21 protein-coding genes are annotated in these 21896 nt (G+C 70.5%); 8 read left to right on the top strand and 13 right to left on the bottom strand.

Annotation, left to right across the window (positions count from 1 at the left end; genetic code table 11):
- Positions 1-255: 255 nt before the first annotated feature.
- From ACFY0T_RS31975 to ACFY0T_RS31945, 7 genes are all read right to left on the bottom strand, one after another.
- Positions 256-1887 carry a dipeptide ABC transporter ATP-binding protein gene (locus tag ACFY0T_RS31975; RefSeq protein WP_388878205.1) on the bottom strand — a complete coding sequence of 544 codons (1632 nt, stop codon included), beginning with the start codon at positions 1885-1887 and terminating at the stop codon, positions 256-258.
- Complete coding sequence (locus tag ACFY0T_RS31970) at positions 1884-2882, bottom strand: ABC transporter permease (protein ID WP_388878202.1); 999 nt, start codon at positions 2880-2882, stop codon at positions 1884-1886. The genes ACFY0T_RS31975 and ACFY0T_RS31970 overlap by 4 nt, the downstream gene beginning before the upstream one ends.
- Complete coding sequence (locus tag ACFY0T_RS31965) at positions 2879-4012, bottom strand: ABC transporter permease (protein WP_388878199.1); 1134 nt, start codon at positions 4010-4012, stop codon at positions 2879-2881. The genes ACFY0T_RS31970 and ACFY0T_RS31965 overlap by 4 nt, the downstream gene beginning before the upstream one ends.
- Before the next feature lie 4 nt (positions 4013-4016).
- Positions 4017-5738 carry an ABC transporter substrate-binding protein gene (locus tag ACFY0T_RS31960; protein ID WP_388878197.1) on the bottom strand — a complete coding sequence of 574 codons (1722 nt, stop codon included), beginning with the start codon at positions 5736-5738 and terminating at the stop codon, positions 4017-4019.
- A gap of 146 nt (positions 5739-5884) precedes the next feature.
- Positions 5885-5977: an Ms4533A family Cys-rich leader peptide gene (locus ACFY0T_RS31955; RefSeq protein ID WP_388878194.1), complete on the bottom strand. Its 93-nt coding sequence runs from the start codon at positions 5975-5977 to the stop codon at positions 5885-5887.
- Positions 5978-6033: 56 nt separating this feature from the next.
- Complete coding sequence (locus ACFY0T_RS31950; protein ID WP_388878191.1) at positions 6034-7590, bottom strand: DUF3152 domain-containing protein; 1557 nt, start codon at positions 7588-7590, stop codon at positions 6034-6036.
- Positions 7591-7598: 8 nt separating this feature from the next.
- A complete protein-coding gene (locus tag ACFY0T_RS31945; protein ID WP_388878188.1) occupies positions 7599-8588 on the bottom strand; it encodes an alpha/beta fold hydrolase in 990 nt (329 codons plus the stop codon).
- Between the two features lie 159 nt (positions 8589-8747).
- On the opposite strand from ACFY0T_RS31945, the gene ACFY0T_RS31940 reads away from it, so the two are divergent.
- The 4 genes from ACFY0T_RS31940 to ACFY0T_RS31925 all read left to right on the top strand — a co-directional run bounded on the left by ACFY0T_RS31940 (position 8748) and on the right by ACFY0T_RS31925 (position 10736).
- The gene (locus ACFY0T_RS31940) at positions 8748-8966 is read left to right on the top strand and encodes a hypothetical protein (protein ID WP_388878185.1); all 219 of its coding nucleotides are present in this window, start codon (positions 8748-8750) and stop codon (positions 8964-8966) included.
- 238 nt (positions 8967-9204) lie between these two features.
- On the top strand, positions 9205-9846 hold the full coding sequence (locus tag ACFY0T_RS31935) for a TetR/AcrR family transcriptional regulator (RefSeq protein ID WP_095936492.1): 642 nt from the start codon (positions 9205-9207) through the stop codon (positions 9844-9846).
- A gap of 134 nt (positions 9847-9980) precedes the next feature.
- Positions 9981-10208: a DUF3107 domain-containing protein gene (locus tag ACFY0T_RS31930; RefSeq protein ID WP_095852722.1), complete on the top strand. Its 228-nt coding sequence runs from the start codon at positions 9981-9983 to the stop codon at positions 10206-10208.
- Between the two features lie 258 nt (positions 10209-10466).
- On the top strand, positions 10467-10736 hold the full coding sequence (locus ACFY0T_RS31925; protein WP_388878181.1) for a hypothetical protein: 270 nt from the start codon (positions 10467-10469) through the stop codon (positions 10734-10736).
- Between the two features lie 57 nt (positions 10737-10793).
- Here ACFY0T_RS31925 and ACFY0T_RS31920 read toward each other — a convergent pair whose 3' ends face one another.
- Positions 10794-11555 (bottom strand): ferritin-like fold-containing protein, encoded by a 762-nt coding sequence (locus ACFY0T_RS31920; protein WP_369249030.1) that lies wholly within the window; start codon positions 11553-11555, stop codon positions 10794-10796.
- A gap of 466 nt (positions 11556-12021) precedes the next feature.
- On the opposite strand from ACFY0T_RS31920, the gene ACFY0T_RS31915 reads away from it, so the two are divergent.
- Positions 12022-14454: a DEAD/DEAH box helicase gene (locus tag ACFY0T_RS31915; protein WP_388878178.1), complete on the top strand. Its 2433-nt coding sequence runs from the start codon at positions 12022-12024 to the stop codon at positions 14452-14454.
- A 356-nt stretch (positions 14455-14810) separates the two neighbouring features.
- Complete coding sequence (locus tag ACFY0T_RS31910) at positions 14811-15695, top strand: alpha/beta fold hydrolase (protein WP_388878175.1); 885 nt, start codon at positions 14811-14813, stop codon at positions 15693-15695.
- Here the strand turns inward: ACFY0T_RS31910 and ACFY0T_RS31905 are convergent.
- Positions 15692-16588, bottom strand: a complete 897-nt coding sequence (locus tag ACFY0T_RS31905) for an NYN domain-containing protein (protein ID WP_388878173.1) — start codon at positions 16586-16588, stop codon at positions 15692-15694. The genes ACFY0T_RS31910 and ACFY0T_RS31905 overlap by 4 nt on opposite strands.
- A gap of 236 nt (positions 16589-16824) precedes the next feature.
- On the opposite strand from ACFY0T_RS31905, the gene ACFY0T_RS31900 reads away from it, so the two are divergent.
- Positions 16825-16977, top strand: a complete 153-nt coding sequence (locus ACFY0T_RS31900) for a hypothetical protein (protein WP_105968294.1) — start codon at positions 16825-16827, stop codon at positions 16975-16977.
- Between the two features lie 126 nt (positions 16978-17103).
- On the opposite strand, the gene ACFY0T_RS31895 is transcribed toward ACFY0T_RS31900, so the two are convergent.
- From ACFY0T_RS31895 to ACFY0T_RS31885, 3 genes are all read right to left on the bottom strand, one after another.
- Positions 17104-17709 (bottom strand): MarC family protein, encoded by a 606-nt coding sequence (locus tag ACFY0T_RS31895; protein ID WP_388878170.1) that lies wholly within the window; start codon positions 17707-17709, stop codon positions 17104-17106.
- 132 nt (positions 17710-17841) lie between these two features.
- Positions 17842-18708, bottom strand: coding sequence for a PHP domain-containing protein (locus ACFY0T_RS31890; protein ID WP_388878168.1), 867 nt, complete (start codon positions 18706-18708; stop codon positions 17842-17844).
- 233 nt (positions 18709-18941) lie between these two features.
- On the bottom strand, positions 18942-19583 hold the full coding sequence (locus ACFY0T_RS31885) for a DUF6758 family protein (RefSeq protein ID WP_388878165.1): 642 nt from the start codon (positions 19581-19583) through the stop codon (positions 18942-18944).
- Positions 19584-19767: 184 nt separating this feature from the next.
- Between ACFY0T_RS31885 and ACFY0T_RS31880 the strand changes: the two genes are divergently transcribed.
- Positions 19768-21045 (top strand): MFS transporter, encoded by a 1278-nt coding sequence (locus ACFY0T_RS31880; protein ID WP_388878162.1) that lies wholly within the window; start codon positions 19768-19770, stop codon positions 21043-21045.
- Between the two features lie 67 nt (positions 21046-21112).
- Here ACFY0T_RS31880 and ACFY0T_RS31875 read toward each other — a convergent pair whose 3' ends face one another.
- The gene (locus ACFY0T_RS31875) at positions 21113-21697 is read right to left on the bottom strand and encodes a suppressor of fused domain protein (protein ID WP_388878158.1); all 585 of its coding nucleotides are present in this window, start codon (positions 21695-21697) and stop codon (positions 21113-21115) included.
- Positions 21698-21896 lie beyond the last annotated feature (199 nt).

Below are 21896 nucleotides of genomic sequence, written 5' to 3'. Positions count from 1 at the left end.
CGTATGAAGTCCTTTGCGAACTAGTGCACCCCCTATCCCCCGTATGGGTAGCCGCCGTTGACCCGGGGGCTCGCTGGGGGAGTAACGTATGGGTACAACGCTGTGGCGCGACGGACAACCGTCCGTCGCGCCACCAAAAGGGGTGAACGGTCGTAACTTTCCCGCGCAGGTCGCGTTTCGTCGCGCTAAGGGATCAATCAGTTACGTTTCGTTAGGTTCACCCCTCGACCCTCCCGCGCACACCGTCCGTCCCGCTCACGCCGCGGTCAGCTCCCCGCGGGCGGTACGGCGCCGGGCCGCGATCTCCGGGTCGAGCGCCGGTACGGCGGCCAGCAGCTGCTTGGTGTACGGGTCTCGCGGGGACTCGTACACCTCGTCGGCGGGGCCGTACTCGACGATCCGTCCGCGCCGCATCACGGCCACCCGGTCGCTGACCTGGCGTACGACCGCGAGATCGTGTGCCACGAACACCAGCGCGAGCCCGAGTTCCCGCTGCAACTCGCCGAGCAGGGCGACCACTTGGGCCTGGGTGGTGACGTCGAGCGCGGAGACCGGCTCGTCGCAGACGATGACCCGCGGTTCGGCGGCGAGCGCCCGCGCGATGCCGACGCGCTGGCGCTGTCCGCCGCTGAACTCGTGCGGATAGCGGCCATAGTGGGCCGCTTCGAGCCCCACGCGTTCCAGCAGTTCCCGTACCCGCCCCCGAATACGCCCCTCGTCCCGCTCCCCGCGCGCCCGCAGCGGATCGGCGATGGACTCGCCCACAGTGCGCCGGGGGTTGAGCGAGGAGACCGGGTCCTGGAAGACCATCTGCACCGAGGGGCTCACGCCGGACTGTTCGCGCCCCTCATAGCGGACCGCGCCGGTCGTGGGCTCCAGCAGCCCCACGAGCATCCGGCCGAGCGTCGTCTTCCCGCTGCCGCTCTCCCCGACGATGCCGAGGGTCTCACCCCGGTGAATGGCCAGCGACACATCGTCGACGGCCGCGAACTGCCGCTTCCCACGGCCGAATTCACGCCGCAGCTCCACCGCTTCGAGGACGACCTCGTCCGACACAGCCTCGTCCGACAGGCCGCCGCCGGAGACACGCGGCGCGTCCACGCGCGGCACCGCGCCCAACAGCTCCCGCGTGTACGTCTCCCGGGGCGCCCCGAGGACCGTCCCGACGGGCCCGTGCTCGACCGCGCGGCCGTGGCGCATGACGAGGATCTCGTCCACGCTCTCGGCGGCGACCCCGACGTCGTGCGTGACCAGCAGCAGACCCATTCCGGTCTCCTCGCGCAGGGTGTGCAGGAGGTCGAGGATCTGGGCCTGGACGGTCACATCGAGGGCGGTGGTCGGCTCGTCGGCGATCAGCAGGTCGGGTTCGCAGGCCAGAGCCATGGCGATGAGGGCGCGTTGGCGCATGCCGCCGCTGAACTCGTGCGGGCGCGAGCGGGCCCGACGGACCGCGTCCGGTATGCCGACGCGGTCGAGCACCTCGACGGCACGCGCGCGTGCCGCTCGCCGCGACGCCTTCACGTGCACCCGGTACACCTCGGCGATCTGGTCGCCGACCGCGTAGTACGGGTCGAGGGACGACAGCGGGTCCTGGAAGACCATGGCGGCCTTCCCGCCCCGCAGCCGCCGCAGTTCGTCGTCGGACGCTTCCTGTACGTCGATTCCGGCCACCTTCACGGCACCGCCGACGCGCGCTCCCGTTCCCCGGTGCAGCGCCAACAGGGCCGAGGCCACGGTGGACTTGCCGGAGCCGGACTCGCCGACCAGGCCGAGCGCGGCGCCCTTCTCCAGCCGGAAGGAGAGCCCGTCGACGGCGCGCAGGTCGCCGAACTCGACCGAGAGGTCGCGGACTTCCACAAGACCCTCGCCGGTTTCCACAGGACTCACGACAGCACCACCCGTCGGTCGGCCACCGCGTACAGCACGTCCGCGACGGCGTTGGCGATGACCACGAAGAAGCCGATGACCAGGACCATGCCGACGACCACCGGCAGGTCGACGACGTTCACCGCGTGCACCAGCTCCTGTCCGATGCCGGGCAGTCCGAAGAGTGTTTCGGTGAGCACCGCGCCGCCGACCGCCGACCCGAAGGTGTTGGCGTTCAGCGCGATGATCGACGCCAGCGCTCCCCGCACGGCGTGCCGCCCGATGACCGACCGCTCGCCGACGCCGTACGCCCGGAAGGTCCGTATGTGGTCCTCGGCCAGCGTCTCCAGCATCGACGCCCTGGTCAGCCGGGCGAACGCGGCGGCTTCGACGAGGGCGAGCGAGAGCCAGGGCAGCAACAGGTTCCACGCCCACTGCTCGGGGTCGTCGGAGAAGGCGACGTACTGCGGGAAGGGCAGCAGTTGCAGCTGTCCGCAGACGACGATCATCAGGATCAGGCCGATGACGAAGACGGGCGTCGCCGTGCCCGCGAGCGTGATTCCGGTCAGCACCCGCTCGGTGAGCCGGCCACGTCGCCACGCGGAGAGCACGCCGGTGCCGACGCCGAGGACCAGCCACACCACCATCGCGCCGAACACCAACGACAGGCTGACCGGCAGCTTCGTCAGGATCAGCCGGGTGACCTGCTGGTCGGTCTGGTACGACAGTCCGAGGCAGGGCGCCGAGCAGTGCTGGACCGAGGTGCCGGTCGAGTAGTCCTGGCCGACGAAGAGGCCCTCCAGGAAGTGCCAGTAGCGCACGTACAGCGGGTCGTCGAGGTGCAGTTGCTGGGCGACCTGGTGCACCTGGACCGGCGAGCAGCGCGGGCCGCAGGTGATTTGGGCGACGTTGCCGGGGGTCGCGTAGAAGACGACGTAGATGATCACCGAGATGGCGAACAGGGTGACTACGGTGCCGATGGCGCGGCGCAGCACGAAGCCGGTGAAGCCGCTCATGCGTCGACCTCCTTCGTGGCGCTCGCGTCCACGTCCGACTTCACCGAACCCGCACCCACGTCCGGTTTCACCGGACTCGCACCCGCGTCCGTCTTCTTCGCGCCCGAGCCCGCACCGACGCCCGCACCCGCGCCCGCGTCCGCCTTCTCCTCACGCCGGCGCCCCGTGCCGACCCGCAGGCGCGAAGCCGCGCGCGGGTCGAGTGCCGTGCGCACGCCGTCGCCGAGGACGGTCAGGGCGAGGACGGTGACGAACAGCGCGCCGGCGGGCAGCAGCAGGTACTGGGGCGCGGCCTGGTACCAGACGTCGGCGGCGGTGAGCATCTGTCCCCAGGACGGCGTCGGCGGCTTCACTCCGACCCCGAGGAACGACAGGGCGGCCTCGACGCTGATGTTCTGCGGCACGAGGAGGGCGGAGTACGTGATGACGGGCGCCGCCAGGCCGGGCAGCAGCTCGCGGCGGGCGATCCGCCAGGTGCGCCAGCCGCTGAGCCGGGCGGCGGAGACATAGTCCAGCTCCTTGAGCGTGAGCGTCTGCGCGCGCACGATCTTCGCGAGGGTGCCCCAGGCGATCAGGCCGATGACGAGCGCGACCAGCACGGGGCGCGGGAAACTGCTGGGCACGATGGCCAGCAGCGCCAACGACATGATCATCAACGGCATGGCGACGATGATCTCGGTGGCGCGACTCAACAGTTGATCAACCCATCGGTTCCCGAGCGCGGCCGCGACGCCCACCACGACTGCGATGAAGACCTGGACCAAGGTCGCCGCGAGCGCGACACCGAGCGACACCCGGGCGCCGTACACGAGCCGGGCGAACAGATCGCGGCCGGTCTGTGGTTCGACACCGAGCCAGTGGTCGCCGCTGATGCCGCCGAGCGATCCGACTGGCACGCCGCCGCGCGCCGAGTCGATCAGCGACGGGTGGTACGTGGTCGGGTCCTGGCCCTCGAGCGCCGTGAGGAGCGGTGCGGCGAGCGCGACCAGGACGAGCAGCGCGACGACGCCCGCCGCGACCAGGGCGGCGCGCTGCGCACGCAGCCGCCGCCAGAACTGACGAGCCCCCGAGGCCCCCGGAACGGACGTGTCCGTCCCGGGGGCCCGAGAGGCGACAAGGGCCTCGCTCACGGCGCTACTTCACCGCGACCTGGGAGATGTCCAGCACGCCGGTCCAGTCGCTGATCACGATGTTCTTGACGGCGCTGCCGTACAGCCGCTTGTAGACGGGGTGGAACAGCGGCACGGTCAGGGCCTGCTCGCCGATCTTCTTGTCCAGTGCACCCCAGCGCTTGGCGGCCTCGTCAAGATCCGTCAACTTGTTGATCGCGTCAATCTCCTCATTGACGGACTTGTCATTGAGGAAGCCGGTGTTGAAGTTGGCACCGTCCTGGACGATCTGCCGGCCGTCGAAGATCGGGGCCAGGAAGGGACCGCCCGAGGGCCAGTCCGCACCCCAGTGGGCGAGGAAGAAGCCCGGCTCGGTCTTGACGCTGTGGATCTTGTCCTTGTAGTCGTTGATCTCCAGGCCCTGGAGCTTGACGGTGATCCCGGCCTTCTTGAGGGCGTCCTGGATGGCGGTCGCGATCTCCGGGCTGGTCTCGAAGTCCTTGTCGTTGGAGTGGGTGAGCGTGACGGTGAGCCCGTTCTTGTAACCGGCCTCCGTCAGCAGCTCCTTGGCCTTGGCCGGGTTCCCGGACTTGCCCGCCGGGAAGTGGTCGTACGGCGTGTAGCCGAAGGACTTCTGGTTCGGCAGGTAGGTGGTCGCGGCCTCGGCGAGCGACGAGCCGCCGGCCGCGTTGATCACCGACGTACGGTCGATGGCGTACGAGATCGCCTGGCGCACCTTCGGGTTGTCGAAGGGCTTCACCTTCGGGTTGAAGGCGATGTAGTTGGTGTAGCCAAAGTGCCCGGTGCCGACGCGCGAGGCGAGTTCCTTGTCACCGGTGACCTTGGCGAGCTCGGCCGGGCCGAGGTTGGTGTCCGTGGTGACGGCGGTGGCGTCCGCACCCTGAGACGCGGACAGCCGCTGGTTGATCACGGACGAGTCCAGGCCCGACCGCACGTCGATCTTGTCCGGATAGGCCTTGCGCTCGGCATCCGTGGCGGCGGACCAGTACGTGTTGCGCTCCAGGGTCAGCCGCTCGCCGTCGTTCTCGTTCTTGACGACCTTGTACGGGCCCGAGGAGACCGGGTGCTCCTCGTACTTCGTGCCGGTGTCCTTGGCCTTCGGGACGGGCGCGAACTGGGTCTGCGTGGCCAGGTAGGGGAACTCGCCCTCGGGCTTGTCGAGGTGGAAGACGATGGTCAGGTCGTCCGGCGTCTCGATCGAGTCGAGGCCCTTCTTGTCCTTGTACGGGCCCTGGTAGTCGGCGCCGCCGATCAGCCAGTCCCTCAAGTAGGGGGCGCCGCCGGAGAGTTCGGCGGCGAAGGAGCGCTCGATGCCGTACTTGATGTCGGCGGAGGTGATCGGCGTGCCGTCCTCGTACTTGAGGCCCTTCTTGAGGGTGTACGTCCACACGGTCGCGTTCTTGCTCGGGCGGCCGGTGTCCGTGGCGAGGTCGGGGACGACCTCGGCGCCGGCGGCGCCGCTCTCGCGGTTGCGCGTGGTGAGCGTGCGGAAGACGAGGGAGGGGACGTTGCCGCCGCCGGAGGTGTAGAGCCGCGCCGGGTCGAAGTCCTCCTGCGGGCTGGCGTTCAGGACGGTGAGCGTGCCACCCTTCTGCGGCTTGGAGTCGCCGCCGGCGTCCTTGGCATCGTTGTCCTTCGGCCCGCAGGCGGCGGCACCCGCTGCCACGACCAGGCTGACGGACACCGCGGCCACGCGGCGCGTTATGACGGACGGTTGACGACGCATCGGAAGACGACCTCTCGAATGGTGAGACGGATTGACGAGGAGTGAGACGGAAGTGAACAGACGTCTGCCTCGGCGTCGGGTCGTCGAAAAGCCGTGACCCTGTCACGGAGAAAGTGGAACTCGCGACACGCGCCTGGAGGCGAGCGTCAGCGACAGTGAATGTCAGCCACGCAGAGCGAGGTCACACCGATGAGCGCCAGCTCGATGGCGGCGCAGGCGGAGGTGTGACGGGGCGACATGCCCAGAAATATGGATCAACTTTCTGCGCATGTCAACGTGACGTCGGTGACACCTGTCAACTCCCGGGATACGGCCAAGGGTTGGCCCGGCAGTGGATTCCGTCGTGGTCGAGGAACTTGGTCTGCTGCTGCATCACGGGGGCGAATTCGCCGTCCTTGTCGCACGTGACGTGCCCGTATCCGAGCCGGTGGCCGACCTCGTGGTTGATCAGCATCTGCCGGTACGCGTGCATTCGATCGCCGTAGGTCTTGGAGCCCTGGGCCCAGCGGTACGCGTTGATCATGACGCGCTCGGTCGATGCCGAGTCGCACGACACGTTGTCCTCCGTCGTGTCGAGCCCCGACTTGGCGCACCACTTGGCGGTGGTGCCCGGGCTCGCCAGCGTGATCACGAAGTCCGGCTTCCCGGAGGAGATCCGCTCGAAGGTGCGGCCGCCGTTGTGGGCCCAACTCCGGTCGTCATTCAGGGTCTTCTGCACGGCCTGCGCGAAGAGCTCCGCGTCGAGCCCCAGCCCCTGCTCCACGTCGACGCGATAGGTGTACTTGCGGCCCTTGCCCGGCGCCTTGTCGAAACCGAGGACCGCGTCGAACTTCCCCGACCCCTCGAGCGTCGCGCCGAGCGCGTACTTCTTGCCCATCTTCTGGTCGTACGTCAGTGGCGCCGCGCGCGCTGCCCCCGACTGGGTCGGCCGGTCGTCCCCGCGCGAGGCGGAGTCGTGGGTCTGCCGGTCGCTGCCTCCGGCGGACTGCGCGCGCACGCCGTCGTCCTGCCGCCCGATGGCGACCTGTCCGGCCACGACGACGGCCAGCACGGTGGTGACGGCGGCCGCCGCGATCCCGGTGAACGCCAGCCCCTTGCCGCCCTTGCCCTTCGCGGGCTCCTCGACCTCCGGCAGCGGCTCCTCGTCGACGTCGGCCTCCGTGGCCGCCGCGACCTCCGCGTCCCAGTCGGTGACGGAGCCGAACGGGTCGGTGCGGTGCGCTGCCGGGTCGGTGCGGTGCGCTGCCGCGCCGCGGGGCGCGAAGACGTCGTCGTACTCGTCCGCGCCCGCCGCGAGGTCGAAGGCGTCGACGTAGGCCTGCCGGGGCCCCTGCGCGGGCTCCTGACGCTGACGGGAGATCCGGGGCCCGGGAGGCGCGCCCTGTGGCGTGCCACCACTCCTGAACTCGCCCCAGCCACCGCCCGGTTCACGCTGCTCGGGGTGACCGGCACGCACTCGGGGCACGCCGTGCGCCGGCGTCCCATCGGGAAGGCGCGGCACGCCGTGCGCCGGAGTCCCGTCAGGAAAACGCGGCACCCCCCGCGCGGGAGTGCCGTCGGCCATACGAGGGATGCCATGCGCCGGCGTCCCATCGGGAAAGCGCGGCACGCCGCGCGCCGGAGTCCCGTCGGGAAAACGCGGCACCCCCCGAGGCGGCGTCACACCCGCCGGCGGGTACGGCCCCAGAGCGCCCGCAGGCGGAGCCGCCGCGCGCGGTACGGACCCGGGACCCGTGCCCATGCCCGGCGCCGGGACCGATCCCCGTGTGGGAACCGCCTCCTGCGCCGGGACCGCGGGTATCTCCGAGGTATCGGACTTGCCGGGCCGGCCCCGACGGCTGTGACGTCCCACGCCCCGCCTCAGCTCCCCGCGCCGGCGGCGGCCACGGAGGCCGACTCGCCCGTCTCGGCGAGGAGTTCACGGAACGCGCCGGCCACCGTCTCCGGGTACTCCATCATCGCGACGTGCCCCGCCTCCGGCAGGGACAGCAGCCGCGAGTCACGGAAGGCGCGGGCCGCGCGCTGGGCCATGCGGTAGGCGACGAGTTGGTCGCGGCCGCCGTAGATGAGAAGCGTCGGTGCGAGCACCCGCTCGGCCTGGCGCCACAGCCCGTGCTGGCCGCCCAGCGTGTACGCGTTCACGAGCCCGCGCGACGACCGCGTCATCGCGTCCCAGAAGTAGGGGAGGGCGAGCCGCCGCTCCAACTCCTCGACCGCGTGATGGAACGCCTCCGGCGACGCCCTGCCGGGATCCCCGTAACAGAGCGCCATGACCCCACGTACGCGCTGCTCGGTGCTCCAGTCCTTGGTGAGCTTGGTGAACAGCCCCGTCACCCCGGGCACCGCGAGCAGCGCGGTCGGCCACGCGGTGCGCTGCACCCGGATCTCCGGCAGCGCGGGCGAGATCAGCGTGAGCGTGCGGACCAGGTCGGGGCGTACGGCCGCGACGCGCGTCGAGACGGCTCCGCCGAGCGAGTTGCCGAAGAGGTGCACGGGCCCGCGTCCGGCGGCGTCGAGATAACGGATGACCGCGCGCGCGTGCCCCGTGACCGAGTAGTTCCCGTCGTCCGGCGGCGGCGAGTCCCCGAAGCCGGGCAGGTCGAGGGCCTCACTGTCCACGAGCCCGTCGAGCAGCGGCATCAGTGACGACCAGTTCTGCGAGGATCCGCCCAGGCCGTGCACGTACAACGCGGGCGGCAGTCCCGCCCGGGCCTGCGGTCTCGACCGCACCGACAGCGTGATCCCCGGCAGCCCCACCGATCGCAGCCGCTCCCCGTCCGCGACCCTGACGGCACCGACCCTTGGCGTGACAGTGGCGGCCAGCACGGACGGCAGTTCGGTCGAAGACATGCGGCAATGTTACGAGACGATCACGCACTGGCTCATGTGTTCGCAGTCACAGATTGCGAACGGATCGCATAGCGTCTCGATCGGGTGTCTCCTAGGCTTCAGACGAGGGCAGTCGTACGCACAATAGGAGCGCACTCGCCCCGCTCGGGAAGAGGAACCATGACAGTCGACCCGACAGACCCCGAGACCTTCGACGACCAGTTCCGGGACGTCCGCGCCGAGGAAGCCCCGGAAGCCGACGCCGCCGAGCAGGCCCACGAGCTGGCCCCGTCGAACGACGTCGACCCGCGAGCGGTAGGCGACCCCGACAACGCCAACGAGGCGGATCTCGCCGAGCAGGCCAGGGTCGTAGAACTCAATGAGGACGACTACCGGTGATCCACACCCACCACCGGTGCTGAACGGGAGCGACCACTCGTGATGGGACGCCACCGAGCAGCGCGGTCAGCGGTTCGGGGCGGCGAAGCGCCCGCCTCGCCCCGTTGTGCACGCTTCGCGCCACTATCGCCCGCGTCCGGTCCGTGAAATTCTGCGCTCGCACCGCGCACACCACGGTTACCGAAAAGTACGATGGCCGCGCGGCGCACACCGCATGTGGACAATTTTGGGAGGCGGCGTGACAGCCATCGAGCAGACAGAGGCGGCACGCCCGCGGGGCACTCGCCTGCCGCGCCGTGCCCGACGCAACCAGCTCCTCGGCGCCGCCCAGGAAGTATTCGTTGCGCAGGGATACCACTCGGCCGCCATGGACGACATCGCCGAGCGCGCGGGCGTCAGCAAGCCGGTCCTCTACCAGCACTTCCCGGGCAAGCTCGACCTGTACCTCGCCCTGCTGGACCAGCACTGCGAGTCCCTGCTGCAGGCCGTACGGACCGCGCTCGCGTCCACCACGGACAACAAGCTGCGCGTCCGCGCGACGATGGACGCCTACTTCGCGTACGTCGAGGACGACGGCGGTGCCTTCCGACTGGTCTTCGAGTCGGACCTGACCAACGAGCCGGCGGTGCGCGAGCGCGTCGACAAGGTGACGCACGAGTGCGCGGAGGCGATCTGCGAGGTCATCGCCGAGGACACCGGTCTCTCGCGCGCCGAGTCGATGCTCCTCGCCTCCGGCCTCGGCGGCCTCGCCCAGGTGGTGGCCCGCTCCTGGCTGCACAGCGACCGCAGCGTCCCGCGCGACCAGGCGGTCCAGCTGCTGACCTCGCTGGCCTGGCGGGGCATCGCGGGCTTCCCACTGCACGGCACCGATCACCACTGACGCCACTTTGTTCCCACCCGCTGTTCGCTCCTGGCGTTCTCGGGCGGAGCGTGTACGTCCCCTCACCGGGCTAATGTGTGCAGCGTACGGCGCGGAGACACGCGCACATCACTGACCGTCGGAGGGACATAGCCGTGGAGGTCAAGATCGGCGTGCAGCACGCGCCCCGCGAGATCGTTCTGGAGAGCGGTCAGACCCCGGAAGAGGTCGAGCGCGCGGTGTCCGAAGCGCTGTCCGGCAAGTCGCAGCTGCTGAGCCTCGTGGACGACCACGGCCGCAAGGTCCTGGTTCCGGCCGACCGCTTGGCGTACGTGGAGCTCGGTGAGCCCACGCAGCGCAAGGTGGGATTCAGCGCCCTGTAGTTCAGGCGTGCAGGAGGGGCCCGGTGGCATTGCCGCCGGGCCCCTCCTCGTATTCGTCGCTGTTGTCCGGCCGGTGAGCTCTGTCCGTCACTGTCGTCCGGCCGGTGCGCTCTGTCCGTGCGAACGGCACCCGGACGGGCCACAGGGGCAGGGCCGAATGGAGCACAGAGGGCACACAGGGGAGGATTGCATTCCGCACGTCACGGGTAAGACCGGCTACGACCGATTTGCACCGGCCGTGCGGGAGGGACCCCCACCATGTTCTTGGAAGCGCTCGGCTCCGCCATGCTCGGTCTCGCGCTGGCGTGGGCGGCGGCGTACCGCCTGCCCCACCGGTTGCCGGCCCGCAGCCTGGTCCTGTCGACCGGCGTGGCCGGAGCCCTGTTCGGTGCCTTCCTGACGCACACCGCGCTGGGCGCCGGCCACTTCCTGGTGATCCTCCTCGGCGCGGCGGTGGTCTCCGCGGCCCTGCTGTCCCTGCTGCTCCGCCCGGCGGAGCGATTTCGGCGCAGCTCGGCGACGGCGTAACCCGTCCCGCAAGCCCCGCAAGCTGCGGAAGCCCGGCAGGTCCCGTAAGCGGCGTGTTTAGGCCGCCAGCCCCAGCGCGGCCATCCGCTTCGTGTGCGCCTCGGTGATGCGCGAGAACATCCGGCCGACCTCCGCGAGGTCGAAACCGTCCGCGACGCCGCCCACGAGCATGGTCGACAGAGCGTCGCGGTCGGCGACCACGCGCTGCGACTGGGACAGGGCCTCGCCCATCAGACGGCGCGCCCACAGCGCGAGGCGACCGCCCACGCGCGGGTCCGCGTCGATCGCGGCGCGCACCTTCTCGATGGCGAAGCTGGCGTGCCCGGTGTCGTCGAGGACGGCGAGGACGAGCCCGCGCGTGTCCGAGTCGAGCCGCGCGGCGACCTCGCGGTAGAAGTCACTGGCGATCGAGTCGCCGACGTACGCCTTGACGAGGCCCTCCAGCCAGTCGGAGGGGGCCGTCTGCTTGTGGAAGCCGTCGAGCGCGGCGACGAACGGCTCCATCGCCTGCGTCGGCTCCGCGCCGATCGCCGCGAGCCGGTCCCTGAGCTGCTCGAAGTGATGGAACTCGGCCGACGCCATCTTCGCCAGCTCCGCCTTGTCGCTGAGCGTGGGCGCCAGCTTGGCGTCCTCCGCGAGCCGCTCGAACGCCGCGAGCTCGCCGTACGCGAGTGCTCCGAGCAGGTCCACGACCGCGGCGCGGTACTGGGGGTCGGCGGAGGCCGTGTCCCAGTCCTGGGCGGCGACTCCGGTGGCCGCGGGAGCGGTGTCGTCGGCGGCCTCGGCGGGGGTGTCAGCGGCGTTGTCAGGCGTCGTCATGAAGCGCACAATAGCCCGCTCACCGCATCACGGAAGTCCCTGGTCAATCAGTGTGACGACCACTACGTGACCGAATCGGCCATCGCATGTGCGTGATTCCGGGGTATGGTGGTAATGCACCCGCCGAGTATTCGACGGGCGTATTGATGAGGATGCCCGGTCGGTGGCCCGATCGGCTCCGACCCGACAGCCCTCTCGTCCGTACGGCACTCTGCGTACGACATCCGGAGGGACCCTCAGCGGTACGAGAGCTCGAGCGTCGGCAGTGGTCCCATGCCACTCGGCCCGCCCGACAGGCGGCCGACGTCCCCGGCACGGTCCCGACACGACCCCCGCGCTCGCCTCGCACCGCGTACACAGAAGAGGCAGCACCCTGACTACGACTTTCCGAGAGCTCGGGATTCTTCCCGAGACGGCCGAGGCCCTTGAGGCTGTCGGCATCATCAACCCCTTCCCCATCCAGGAGATGACGCTCCCCGTTGCCCTGTCCGGCACCGACGTCATCGGCCAGGCCAAGACCGGCACCGGCAAGACGCTGGGCTTCGGCCTCCCGCTCCTCGAGCGCGTCACCGTTCCCGCGGACGTCGAGGCGGGCCGGGCCCAGCCCGAGCAGCTCACCGACGCCCCCCAGGCCCTCGTCGTCGTCCCGACGCGCGAGCTGTGCACCCAGGTCACCAACGACCTGCTGACCGCGGGCAAGGTCCGCAACGTACGCGTTCTCGCCATCTACGGCGGCCGGGCGTACGAGCCGCAGGTCGAGGCCCTCAAGAAGGGCGTCGACGTCATCGTCGGCACCCCGGGCCGACTGCTGGACCTCGCGGGCCAGAAGAAGCTCAACCTCAAGCACATCAAGGCGCTCGTCCTCGACGAGGCCGACGAGATGCTCGACCTCGGCTTCCTGCCCGACGTCGAGAAGATCATGAACATGCTGCCGGCGCGCCGTCAGACGATGCTGTTCTCGGCGACCATGCCGGGCGCGGTCATCGGCCTCGCGCGCCGTTACATGTCGCAGCCCACGCACATCCGCGCCACCGCGCCGGACGACGAGGGCGCCACGGTCCGCAACACCGCGCAGTTCGTCTACCGCGCGCACAACATGGACAAGCCCGAGATGGTCGCGCGCATACTGCAGGCCGACGGCCGCGGTCTCGCGATGGTCTTCTGCCGCACCAAGCGGACGGCGGCGGACCTCGCCGACCAGCTGCAGCAGCGCGGTTTCGCGTCCGGCGCGGTCCACGGCGACCTCGGCCAGGGCGCCCGCGAGCAGGCGCTGCGCGCCTTCCGCAACGGCAAGGTCGACGTCCTCGTCTGCACCGACGTCGCCGCGCGCGGCATCGACGTCGAGGGCGTCACGCACGTCATCAACTACCAGTCCCCCGAGGACGAGAAGACGTACCTGCACCGCATCGGCCGTACGGGCCGCGCGGGCGCGTCCGGTACGGCGATCACGCTCGTCGACTGGGACGACATCCCGCGCTGGCAGCTCATCAACAAGGCGCTGGACCTCGGTTTCAGCGACCCGCCGGAGACGTACTCCACGTCCCCGCACCTCTTCGAGGAGCTGGGCATCCCGGCCGGCACCAAGGGTGTCCTGCCGCGTTCCGAGCGCACCCGTGCCGGGCTCGCGGCCGAGGAGGTCGAGGACCTCGGCGAGACCGGTGGGCGTGGCCCGCGCGGTCGTGGTGGCCGCGGGGACCGTGGTGATCGCTCCTCGGCGCCGTCCGCCGAGCGCGAGCGCCCGGCGCGTACGCCGCGTCGTCGCCGTCGTACGCGCAACGGTGCGCCGATGGAGGAGACTTCCGCGTCATCGACTCCGCAGACGACGAGCGAGTCCGCCGCCTCCACCGAGGCCCTCGAGACCAACGGAGCCGTCGAGCCCCGCACGCCGCGGCGTCGTCGCCGTACGCGCGCTGGATCGGCGTCGGAGGCAGTCGCGGGCGCGGCGGTCGTCGAGCCGTCGGTGACCTCTGCGGACTCTGCGGACTCCGCGAGCGAGGCTGCTGAGAGCGTCGTCGACGAGCCGGCCACGCCGCGTCGTCGCCGGACCCGCAAGACGGCGGAGCCGGTCGAGACGGTGCCGAGCACGGAGTCTGCTGAGACGGCCGAGGTCGCCACGGTCGACACCGTCGCTGAGGCTCCGGCCAAGCCGCGTCGCCGTACCCGCAAGGCCGCGGAGGCCGTCGTCGACACCGTCGAGGCCGTCGCCACGGACGCCGCGGAGGCCGCTGAGGCCCCGGCCAAACCGCGTCGCCGCACCCGCAAGGCCGCGGAAGCCGTCGTCGACACCGTCGAGGTCGTCGCCGCGGACGCTGCGGATGTCGCTGAGGCTCCGGCCAAGGTGCGGCGGACTCGCAAGGCCGCGGTGGCTGTCGTCGACGGGGCCGAGGTTGCGGCCGAGGCGGAGGTCAAGCCGCGGCGTACGCGGGCCAAGGCCGCCGCTGCCGTCGACACCGCCGAAGCCGCCGAAGCCAAGCCCGTACGTCGCCGGACCCGCAAGGCCGTCGACGCCGAGATCCCCGCCCAGGTCGCCGCCGAAGAGGCGGAGGCCAAGCCCGCGCGTCGTCGCACCCGCAAGGCTGCTGAGGCCGTCGTCGACGCCTCTGAGGGCGTCGCGGAGGCTCCGGCCAAGGTGCGGCGGACTCGCAAGGCCGCGGTGGCTGTCGTCGACGGGGCCGAGGTTGCGGCCGAGGCGGAGGTCAAGCCGCGGCGTACGCGGGCCAAGGCCGCCGCTGCCGTCGACACCGCCGAAGCCGCCGAAGCCAAGCCCGTACGTCGCCGGACCCGCAAGGCCGTCGACGCCGAGATCCCCGCCCAGGTTGCCACCGAAGAGGCGGAGGCCAAGCCCGCGCGTCGTCGCACCCGCAAGGCCGCGGTCGCCGCGGAGTCTGCGGAGAGCTGATACCCCGGTTCCATGGCCCGGTCCCACTTTCGCGGTGGGGCCGGGCCATTGGGTTTTTCGCCCCCTCCGCCCCCGCCCATTCCCGACCCTTGGGGGCTCCGCCCCCTGGCCCCCCATCGGCCTTGACGGCCTCGTCCTCAAACGCCGGACGGGCTAAAGATTTCCAGCGCCGGCCCGGGGGAAATCTTTCAGCCCGTCCGGCGTTTGAGGACGAGCGCGTTAGCGCGATAGCGGGGGTCTGGGGGCGGCAGCCCCCAGGTACGGGACGGGAATGGGCAGGGGCGGAGGGGGCGAAAAAACACCCCCAGGCCGCGACCGGCAGCGCACCCTCACTCCCGCCCGATAACCTCTGGGGCATGAGCAGGCCCGCCACCTTCGTCCCACCCGCCGGAGTCCGTGCCTATCGGCTCCCCACCGCCCGCGGTGAGTTCGCCGTGCTCGACGCCCCGCCACAGGGGCGACCCAAGGGAACCGCCCTCCTGCTACCGGGGTTCACCGGCAGCAAGGAGGACTTCATCGCACTGCACGAGCCGTTGGCGGCGGCGGGGTACCGGACGGTGGCCGTGGACGGACGCGGGCAGTACGAGACCGAGGGGCCGAAGGACGACGAAACGCCGTACGCGCAGGGCGAGTTGGCACGGGACGTACTCGCACAGGCCGCCGCCCTCGGCACCCCCGTGCACCTCGTGGGCCACTCCCTCGGCGGCCAGATCTCCCGCGCCGCCGTACTGCTGGACCCGACCCCCTTCGTCTCACTGACGCTCATGTCCTCGGGCCCCGCCCAGATCTCCGTCTCCCAGCAGCAGCGCGTCAAGCTGCTGCGCGACGCACTCGCCGTGATGGGCATGGCCGAGGTGTGGGAGGCGATCCAGGCGATGGAGACGCCCGAGGAGACCGACACCGGCGGGCTCGACGCGGGGCTCGACGACCTCGCCGACCTGCGCCGCCGCTGGCTGGGCAACAGCCCGGCCCAGCTCATCGCCACGGGCCGCCAACTGTGCACGGAACCCGACCGCGTCGCCGAACTGGCCGCCGTCCCCCTGCCGAAGCACGTGCTCTCCGGCGAGCGCGACGACACCTGGCCGGTGTCCCTGCTGGACGAGATGGCCGTACGTCTCAAGGCCGAGCGCACGGTCGTACCGGGGGCAGAGCACTCCCCCAACGAGGATCAGCCCCTGGAGACGGCCCGCGCCCTCGCCGCCTTCTGGAACAGCATCGACCACCAGCGGGCAGGCAGTTAGTACTGCGCCTGCACGTGCTCCCAGAAACCGTCCCGGAGCGCACGGCGCAGGTCCGCCTGCCCCCGCAGGGAGTACTGCAGCAGCCCCTCGGCCTCGACCAGCAGATCCTGGTCGACGGAGCCGGGGAGGTAGGGGTGCCCCGGCAGCAGTTCCCTGAGCGATTCCCGGCCCCGCGCGGCCAGCCACTTCGCGGCGATCTGCGCGCCCACGAACCGCACGTCGTCCCGCGTGGGCCGGGCGGCCGCCGTCGCGTCGTACGAGAGGGCGGTCCGCCGGGACACGTACGGCTTGAAGAAGTCGAGGTCGAAGGTGCGCTGGCTGTCGACCTCCCAGAGCAGCGGCTCGGCCTGGTTGCGGCCCTCGGGTGCCTCGATCCCCCACAGGTGGACCCGCGCCCCGTACCCCTGCGCCGCCTCGACCGCCGACACCAGGTCCTCGTCGCCGCCGAGCAGCGCGGCGTCGCTGATGGCGCGGTGCCGGGCGAGGGACTCCAGGTCCGATCTGATGAGTGAGTCGACGCCTTTTTGTTGGTTGTTGGCGTTGAGGTTGCCCAACCGCACCTTCACGTCCGGGAGTTCGGCGATCGCCTGCTGTTCCGCGGTGTGGATGCGGCGTCGCGCGCCGTCGTACCAGTAGACGCGCAGCAGCCTGCTGTCCGCGAAGATCGTGCGGGCCCGGTCGATGAGCGCCTCGATGAGGCCTTCGGTGTCCAGGTCGAAGGAGCGGCGGTCCTCCGTGCCGGCGACCAGCCGCCCCGCGGCCGCGTACAGATATCCGGCGTCGACGAAGATCGCGTGGGTCGAGGGCGTCTTCGCCACCTCGGCGAGCATGCGCTGCAGCAGCTCGTTCGTGCGGTCGATGCGGGCGCCTAGCGCCACGAGGTCGTCGTTCATCGCGTCCATTGTCCCGGCGGTCACGCTGCGAACACAACCGGCCCCGTTCAGTCTCCGCCACGTCCCTCACCAGCGCTTACCGGTGAGTAATTAGGTTCTCGAAAAATTTCCTTAGCGTAGGGAATGTTTGTAACACGCACCCCGTTGAATACGTACGGAAGCGGGGGCACCGATGCCTCGCGCGCCACTCACGAGTAGTTCTCCTCAGGAGGATGACCAGACGAAGGGAGAAGCCCATGCGCTTCGAAATCATGCGACTCGACGATGTCGACGGCACGCCCGTGGACAGCACCGTTGTAGACGCCGCCTCCGTCAACCGGATCGTTCAGCAAGCCGCGGCCATCGGGCAGCGACTGTGGATCCGCCCGGCCGACTCGTCCGCCTCGTAACAGCGCGGACGCATCACAGACTGCACTACAGACTGCATCGCAGGCTGCATTACAGACTTCAGAGCCCCGTACGGTACCGATGCCGTACGGGGCTCTGCGCGTTCCCCAAGCCGTTCGCGGAGCCGGTCAGCTCCCCTGGATCACCTGCGTGACCCCGTTGATGATCTGCTGCACGGCGATCGCGGAGAGCATCATGCCCGCGAGACGGGTCACCAGCACGACACCGCCGTCCTTGATGACGCGAATGATCAGCAGCGAGTAGCGCATGACCAGCCACAGCACCACGTGGATGGCGAGGATCGCGGTCCACACCGACACCTGCGTGGCGACCGTGTCGGCCTTCTGCACCGCCAGGATCACGGAGACGATCGCGCCCGGGCCCGCGAGCAGCGGCATGCCGAGCGGTACGAGGGCGACGTTGACGTCCTTGGTCTGCTTCGGCTCGTCCGTCTTGCCGGTCAGCAGGTCGAGGGCGATCAGCAGGAGCAGCAGCCCGCCCGCGATCATCAGCGCGGGCACGGAGACGTGCAGGTAGTTCAGGATCTGGTGGCCGAGCAGACCGAAGACCACGATCACACCGCCCGCCACACAGACGGCCTGGAAGGCCATCCGCTTCTGCACCTTGGCGGGGCGTCCGGCGGTCAGCGCGAGGAAGATCGGGGTGATCCCGGGGGGATCCATGATGACGAAAAGGGTGAGGAAGAGGGAGCCGAAGACGGCGACGTCGAACACAGTGAATGGCCTTGCAGGGGTGAGAAATACGCGGGCGCCAGGACAGCCGGAGCCCCGCTGTGGGCAGTCGTTCCGCAGGGCGAAACGGCGGGCACGGCCGACAGCGCCGGGTGCCGTGAAAAGAGAGGGGAACTACACGCGGGCGCTTCCACCGGCACCCGGCACCGGAAACGCCCCGGTAGCCCGCCGAGTGATCTCCCCGTACACCTCGGGATCGGTCGTGAACTCCCCGAGCACACACGTCTTGCGGCTGCCGTGGTAGTCCGAGGACCCCGTGGTCAGCAGCCCCAGCTCCGCGGCCAGACCCCGCAACCGGGCCCTGGTCGCCGGCTCGTGGTCCATGTGGTCGACCTCGATGCCGTCGAGCCCCGCGGCGGCGAGCTCCCCTATCACGGACTCCGGCACGGTCCGGCCCCGCTTGGCCGCGGCCGGGTGCGCGAAGACGGCGACGCCGCCCGCGCCCTTGATCAGCCGGATCGCCTCGAACGGGTCGCTCTCGTGCTTGGGGATATAGGCGCGGCCGCCGTCGGCCAGCCACTCCTCGGTGAAGGCGTCGGAGACGCTGTCCACGACACCCAGCTCGACCAGCGCGGACGCGACGTGCGGCCGCCCGACCGAACCGTCGCCCGCGATGCGCGCCACCTGCTCCCAGGTGATCGGCACGCCGAGCTCCTGGAGCTTGGCGATCATGGCGTGTGCGCGCGGCACGCGGTCGTCCCGCACCAGCTCGCGCTCGGCGAGCAGCGCGGGCTCCTCGGGGTCGAACAGGTAGGCCAGCATGTGCATGCTGATGCCGTCGATGCGGCAGGAGAGCTCGGCGCCGGTGACGAGGGTGAGCCCCTCGGGCAGCGCGGCGATCGCCTCGGCGTAGCCGCGGGTGGTGTCGTGGTCGGTCAGCGCGACGACGTCCAGACCGGCGGCGGCAGCGTTCCGCACCAGCTCGGCCGGGGTGTCCGTACCGTCGGAAGCCGTGGAGTGGGTGTGCAGATCGATGCGCACTACGCGGACTCCAGGCGGTGACGGAACGGAAGGGGACACCCAAGGATAACGGGAATCCTGGGGTCCCCTGTCACACCCTCAACCGCCGAGCGCCCCCTACGAGCTTCCTGTGCCCGCCGTCTCGCGGCACCCTGCGGTTCCGGTCTCGCAGCGCCCTCGTGCACCTTCCGTCTCGCAGCGCCCTCCAGCACCCTTCGCCTCGCAGCGCCCCACGGCTCCAGCCTCTCAGCGCCCTACGGTTCCAGGATGCGCGGCGACAGCGCCCCGCACGGCAGCAGATCCATCTCCGCCCCGGCGTCCCGCAGATCCGTCAGCACCAGCTCGTCGTACATCAGCAGGCCCGACTGCTCGGGCCACACCACCGCCCACAGCCACAGCCCACGCGCCTCGCCCGCGAAGACGGCGCGGTCGCCGGGGCTGCCGGAGACATGCCAGAGCGGGGTTGGGCGACCGGCCGCGAGGACCTTCGCCTGGGGCGGTTTCTCGACGCTCATGTACGGGCCGGGATCGGGCCCGTCGATGCCCGCGTACCGCGCGCCGAGGCCGACGCCGAGCTCCTCGGCGACCAGGAGCAGCTCCCCTATGCCGCCGAGCGGTCCGGGACCCGAGCAGGCGACGGCGGTCGCGCGCCCGCCACTGCGGTCGTCACCGGCGAACGTCGCACCGGTGAACAGCCAGCCGACCGGCAGCGGCCACGGCATCCACACCGGTACCCGGGCGTGGTGCACGACCACCCCGAGGGCCTCGACGCTGGGCGGGATCACAGGCTGCAGCGGATGCACGCCGGCGTGCACATCGCACTGCCAGGAGTCGGCAAAGAGGCCGGGAGCCCTGACCCGGCCACCACACTTCGGGCAACTGGGTTCGCCCCTCATAGGGCCCAACGGTCCTCCCCGTCCTTCGCCGCGTCAAGGACGATCACCCGTCCGGCGTGTGCCTGTCATGTCGGATCACGCCCGAAAATTAGATGTAGCTTGCATTAATTAGCCCACCTAACTTATTATGTGTATACGTCAACGATCTCGTCGTACGCCGCAGTCTCACGGTGAAGGAGCGGACATGATCAGCAGCACGGGAGGCCCTGCCGAGGGGGTCGAAGGGGGCACAGTCGAAGGGGACACATTCGGCGCGGGAGCCACGGGCATCCTGCGTCAGCCGAAGGCCGTCTGGGCGACCGCCGGGGCATCCGTCGTCGCCTTCATGGGCATCGGGCTCGTCGACCCGATCCTGCCGTCCATCGCCCAGGGCCTGGACGCCACGGCCAGCCAGGTCTCGCTGCTCTTCACCTCGTACTTCCTGATCACCGCGGTCGCGATGCTGGTGACCGGTTTCGTCTCCAGCCGGATCGGCGGCCGCAAGACGCTGCTGCTCGGCCTCGCGCTCGTGGTGGTCTTCGCGGGCCTCGCGGGCACGTCCGGATCGGTCGGCGAGCTGGTCGGATTCCGGGCGGGCTGGGGCCTTGGCAACGCCCTCTTCGTGTCCACCGCCCTCGCCGTCATCGTCGGCGCCGCGGCCGGTGGCAGCGCGGCCGCCATCCTGCTGTACGAGTCCGCCCTGGGCCTCGGCATGGCGTGCGGGCCCCTGCTGGGCGCACTGCTCGGTGACGCCAGCTGGCGCTACCCGTTCTTCGGCACCGCGTTCCTGATGGCGGTCGGCTTCCTGTGCATCACGGCGTTCCTGAAGGAGCAGCCGAAGCCCGCGAGGAAGACGTCCCTGCTCGACCCGATCAAGGCGCTGGGCCACGGCGGTCTCGCCTCGGCGGCCGTCTCCGCGTTCTTCTACAACTACACGTTCTTCACCGTGCTGGCCTTCACGCCGTTCGTGCTGAACATGACCCCGTACAAGTCCGGCGCGGTCTTCTTCTGCTGGGGCGTGCTGCTCGCCGTCTTCTCGGTGGTCGTGGCGCCGCGCCTGCAGGCCCGGTTCGGCTCGCTGAAGGTGCTCGGCGGCTCACTGGTGCTGCTCGCCGCAGACGTGCTCGTGCTCGGGTACGGCGACCACACCACCGCCATCGTCTGCACGATCCTGTCCGGCGCGTTCATCGGCGTGAACAACACCGTCTACACCGAGCTCGCGCTGGGCGTCTCGGACGCGCCGCGGCCGGTGGCGAGCGCCGGGTACAACTTCGTGCGGTGGTTCGCGGCCGCGGCGGCGCCCTACTTCGCGCCGAAGATCGAGGAGTGGAGCGACCTCCACATCCCGTTCGTGGTCGCCGCGGTCACGGCGGTCATCGGCGCGGTCGTGGTCCTCATGCGGCGGAACGCCCTCACCCACGAGGCCGAGGAGCTGGAGCCCCGGCACGCGACCGAGGACAGTGTCACCGTCTTCGCCAACTGACGGTTTCCGGACGGGGTTTGACCGGGGTTCAGAGAGTGAGAAGGGCCACTCTCCACAGAGGGGCGGCTCAGTCCAGCGGGACGGACTTGCGCAGCGGATCGCGCAGGTCCGTTCCGCCGTTCAGCCAGCGCTCCTGGAGGGCGCCCGCGCCGTGCACGCGCTTCCACGCGGCCTCGTTCGGTGTCATCGGGAGCAGCGGCAGGAACCGCACGGGATCGGCGGGCGCGTCCAGCTCCAGGTCCTCCACCAGGCCGCCGGACTCCGCGACCAGGACGGAGGTGAACGGCGCGCCGGGCCACAGGGGTTCGCCCACGTCGAGCGAAGCGCCCGGAGCCACCACCACCCCCTCGACCTGCGGGGACGCGGCGAGCACGGCGAGCGGGCGGAGCACCTTGTCGGTGTCGGCGCCGCCCGCGCGCACCGAGAGGATCAGCTCGGCGCGCGGGCCCTTCACCGGGTCGGCGAGCACCGCCGTGGGGTCCGCCATGGGCTGGGCGGACATGCCGAGCGTCGCATAGCGGACGATGTCGCCTTCTGTGAAGCGCAGCACTTCGATGCGCTCGGTGCCGAGGAAGGTGACCGCGGCCCGCGCGTCGGGTTCGCCCAGCGCGGAGCGCAAACGGGCCTCGACCAGAGGAAGAACATCAGCCATGCGCCGAGCATAGGCCGCGTCAATTCCCGAGGAGCGCACCGGACCCCGCGGTCAACAACGGGCAAAGCGGCGCCTTGACGTTCCAGTGCGCTGATAGTCTTGGCCGCTGGTCGGGGCAGCACGCTGAAGCGTCGCTCTCGAGCTCCGACGCACTGAGACTGATCTGACTCCCCTGTGGCGGGAGACAGACTCCCCTTCG

The sequence above is a fragment of the Streptomyces sp. NPDC001530 genome (genome assembly GCF_042894545.1).
Lineage (GTDB): Bacteria > Actinomycetota > Actinomycetes > Streptomycetales > Streptomycetaceae > Streptomyces.
The sequence above is the reverse complement of the archived record's forward strand: the minus strand, read 5'-3'. Positions and strand labels throughout refer to the sequence as shown.

Excerpts from the sequence above, each read along its gene's own strand:
- ACFY0T_RS31970 (WP_388878202.1), bottom strand. The coding sequence starts at position 2,882 with ATGAGCGGCTTCACCGGCTTCGTGCTGCGCCGCGCCATCGGCACCGTA.
- ACFY0T_RS31960 (WP_388878197.1), bottom strand. The coding sequence starts at position 5,738 with ATGCGTCGTCAACCGTCCGTCATAACGCGCCGCGTGGCCGCGGTGTCC.
- ACFY0T_RS31955 (WP_388878194.1), bottom strand. The coding sequence starts at position 5,977 with ATGTCGCCCCGTCACACCTCCGCCTGCGCCGCCATCGAGCTGGCGCTC.
- ACFY0T_RS31945 (WP_388878188.1), bottom strand. The coding sequence starts at position 8,588 with ATGTCTTCGACCGAACTGCCGTCCGTGCTGGCCGCCACTGTCACGCCA.
- ACFY0T_RS31940 (WP_388878185.1), top strand. The coding sequence starts at position 8,748 with ATGACAGTCGACCCGACAGACCCCGAGACCTTCGACGACCAGTTCCGG.
- ACFY0T_RS31925 (WP_388878181.1), top strand. The coding sequence starts at position 10,467 with ATGTTCTTGGAAGCGCTCGGCTCCGCCATGCTCGGTCTCGCGCTGGCG.
- ACFY0T_RS31920 (WP_369249030.1), bottom strand. The coding sequence starts at position 11,555 with ATGACGACGCCTGACAACGCCGCTGACACCCCCGCCGAGGCCGCCGAC.
- ACFY0T_RS31915 (WP_388878178.1), top strand. The coding sequence starts at position 12,022 with ATGACGCTCCCCGTTGCCCTGTCCGGCACCGACGTCATCGGCCAGGCC.
- ACFY0T_RS31910 (WP_388878175.1), top strand. The coding sequence starts at position 14,811 with ATGAGCAGGCCCGCCACCTTCGTCCCACCCGCCGGAGTCCGTGCCTAT.
- ACFY0T_RS31905 (WP_388878173.1), bottom strand. The coding sequence starts at position 16,588 with ATGAACGACGACCTCGTGGCGCTAGGCGCCCGCATCGACCGCACGAAC.
- ACFY0T_RS31900 (WP_105968294.1), top strand. The coding sequence starts at position 16,825 with ATGCGCTTCGAAATCATGCGACTCGACGATGTCGACGGCACGCCCGTG.
- ACFY0T_RS31885 (WP_388878165.1), bottom strand. The coding sequence starts at position 19,583 with ATGAGGGGCGAACCCAGTTGCCCGAAGTGTGGTGGCCGGGTCAGGGCT.
- ACFY0T_RS31880 (WP_388878162.1), top strand. The coding sequence starts at position 19,768 with ATGATCAGCAGCACGGGAGGCCCTGCCGAGGGGGTCGAAGGGGGCACA.
- ACFY0T_RS31875 (WP_388878158.1), bottom strand. The coding sequence starts at position 21,697 with ATGGCTGATGTTCTTCCTCTGGTCGAGGCCCGTTTGCGCTCCGCGCTG.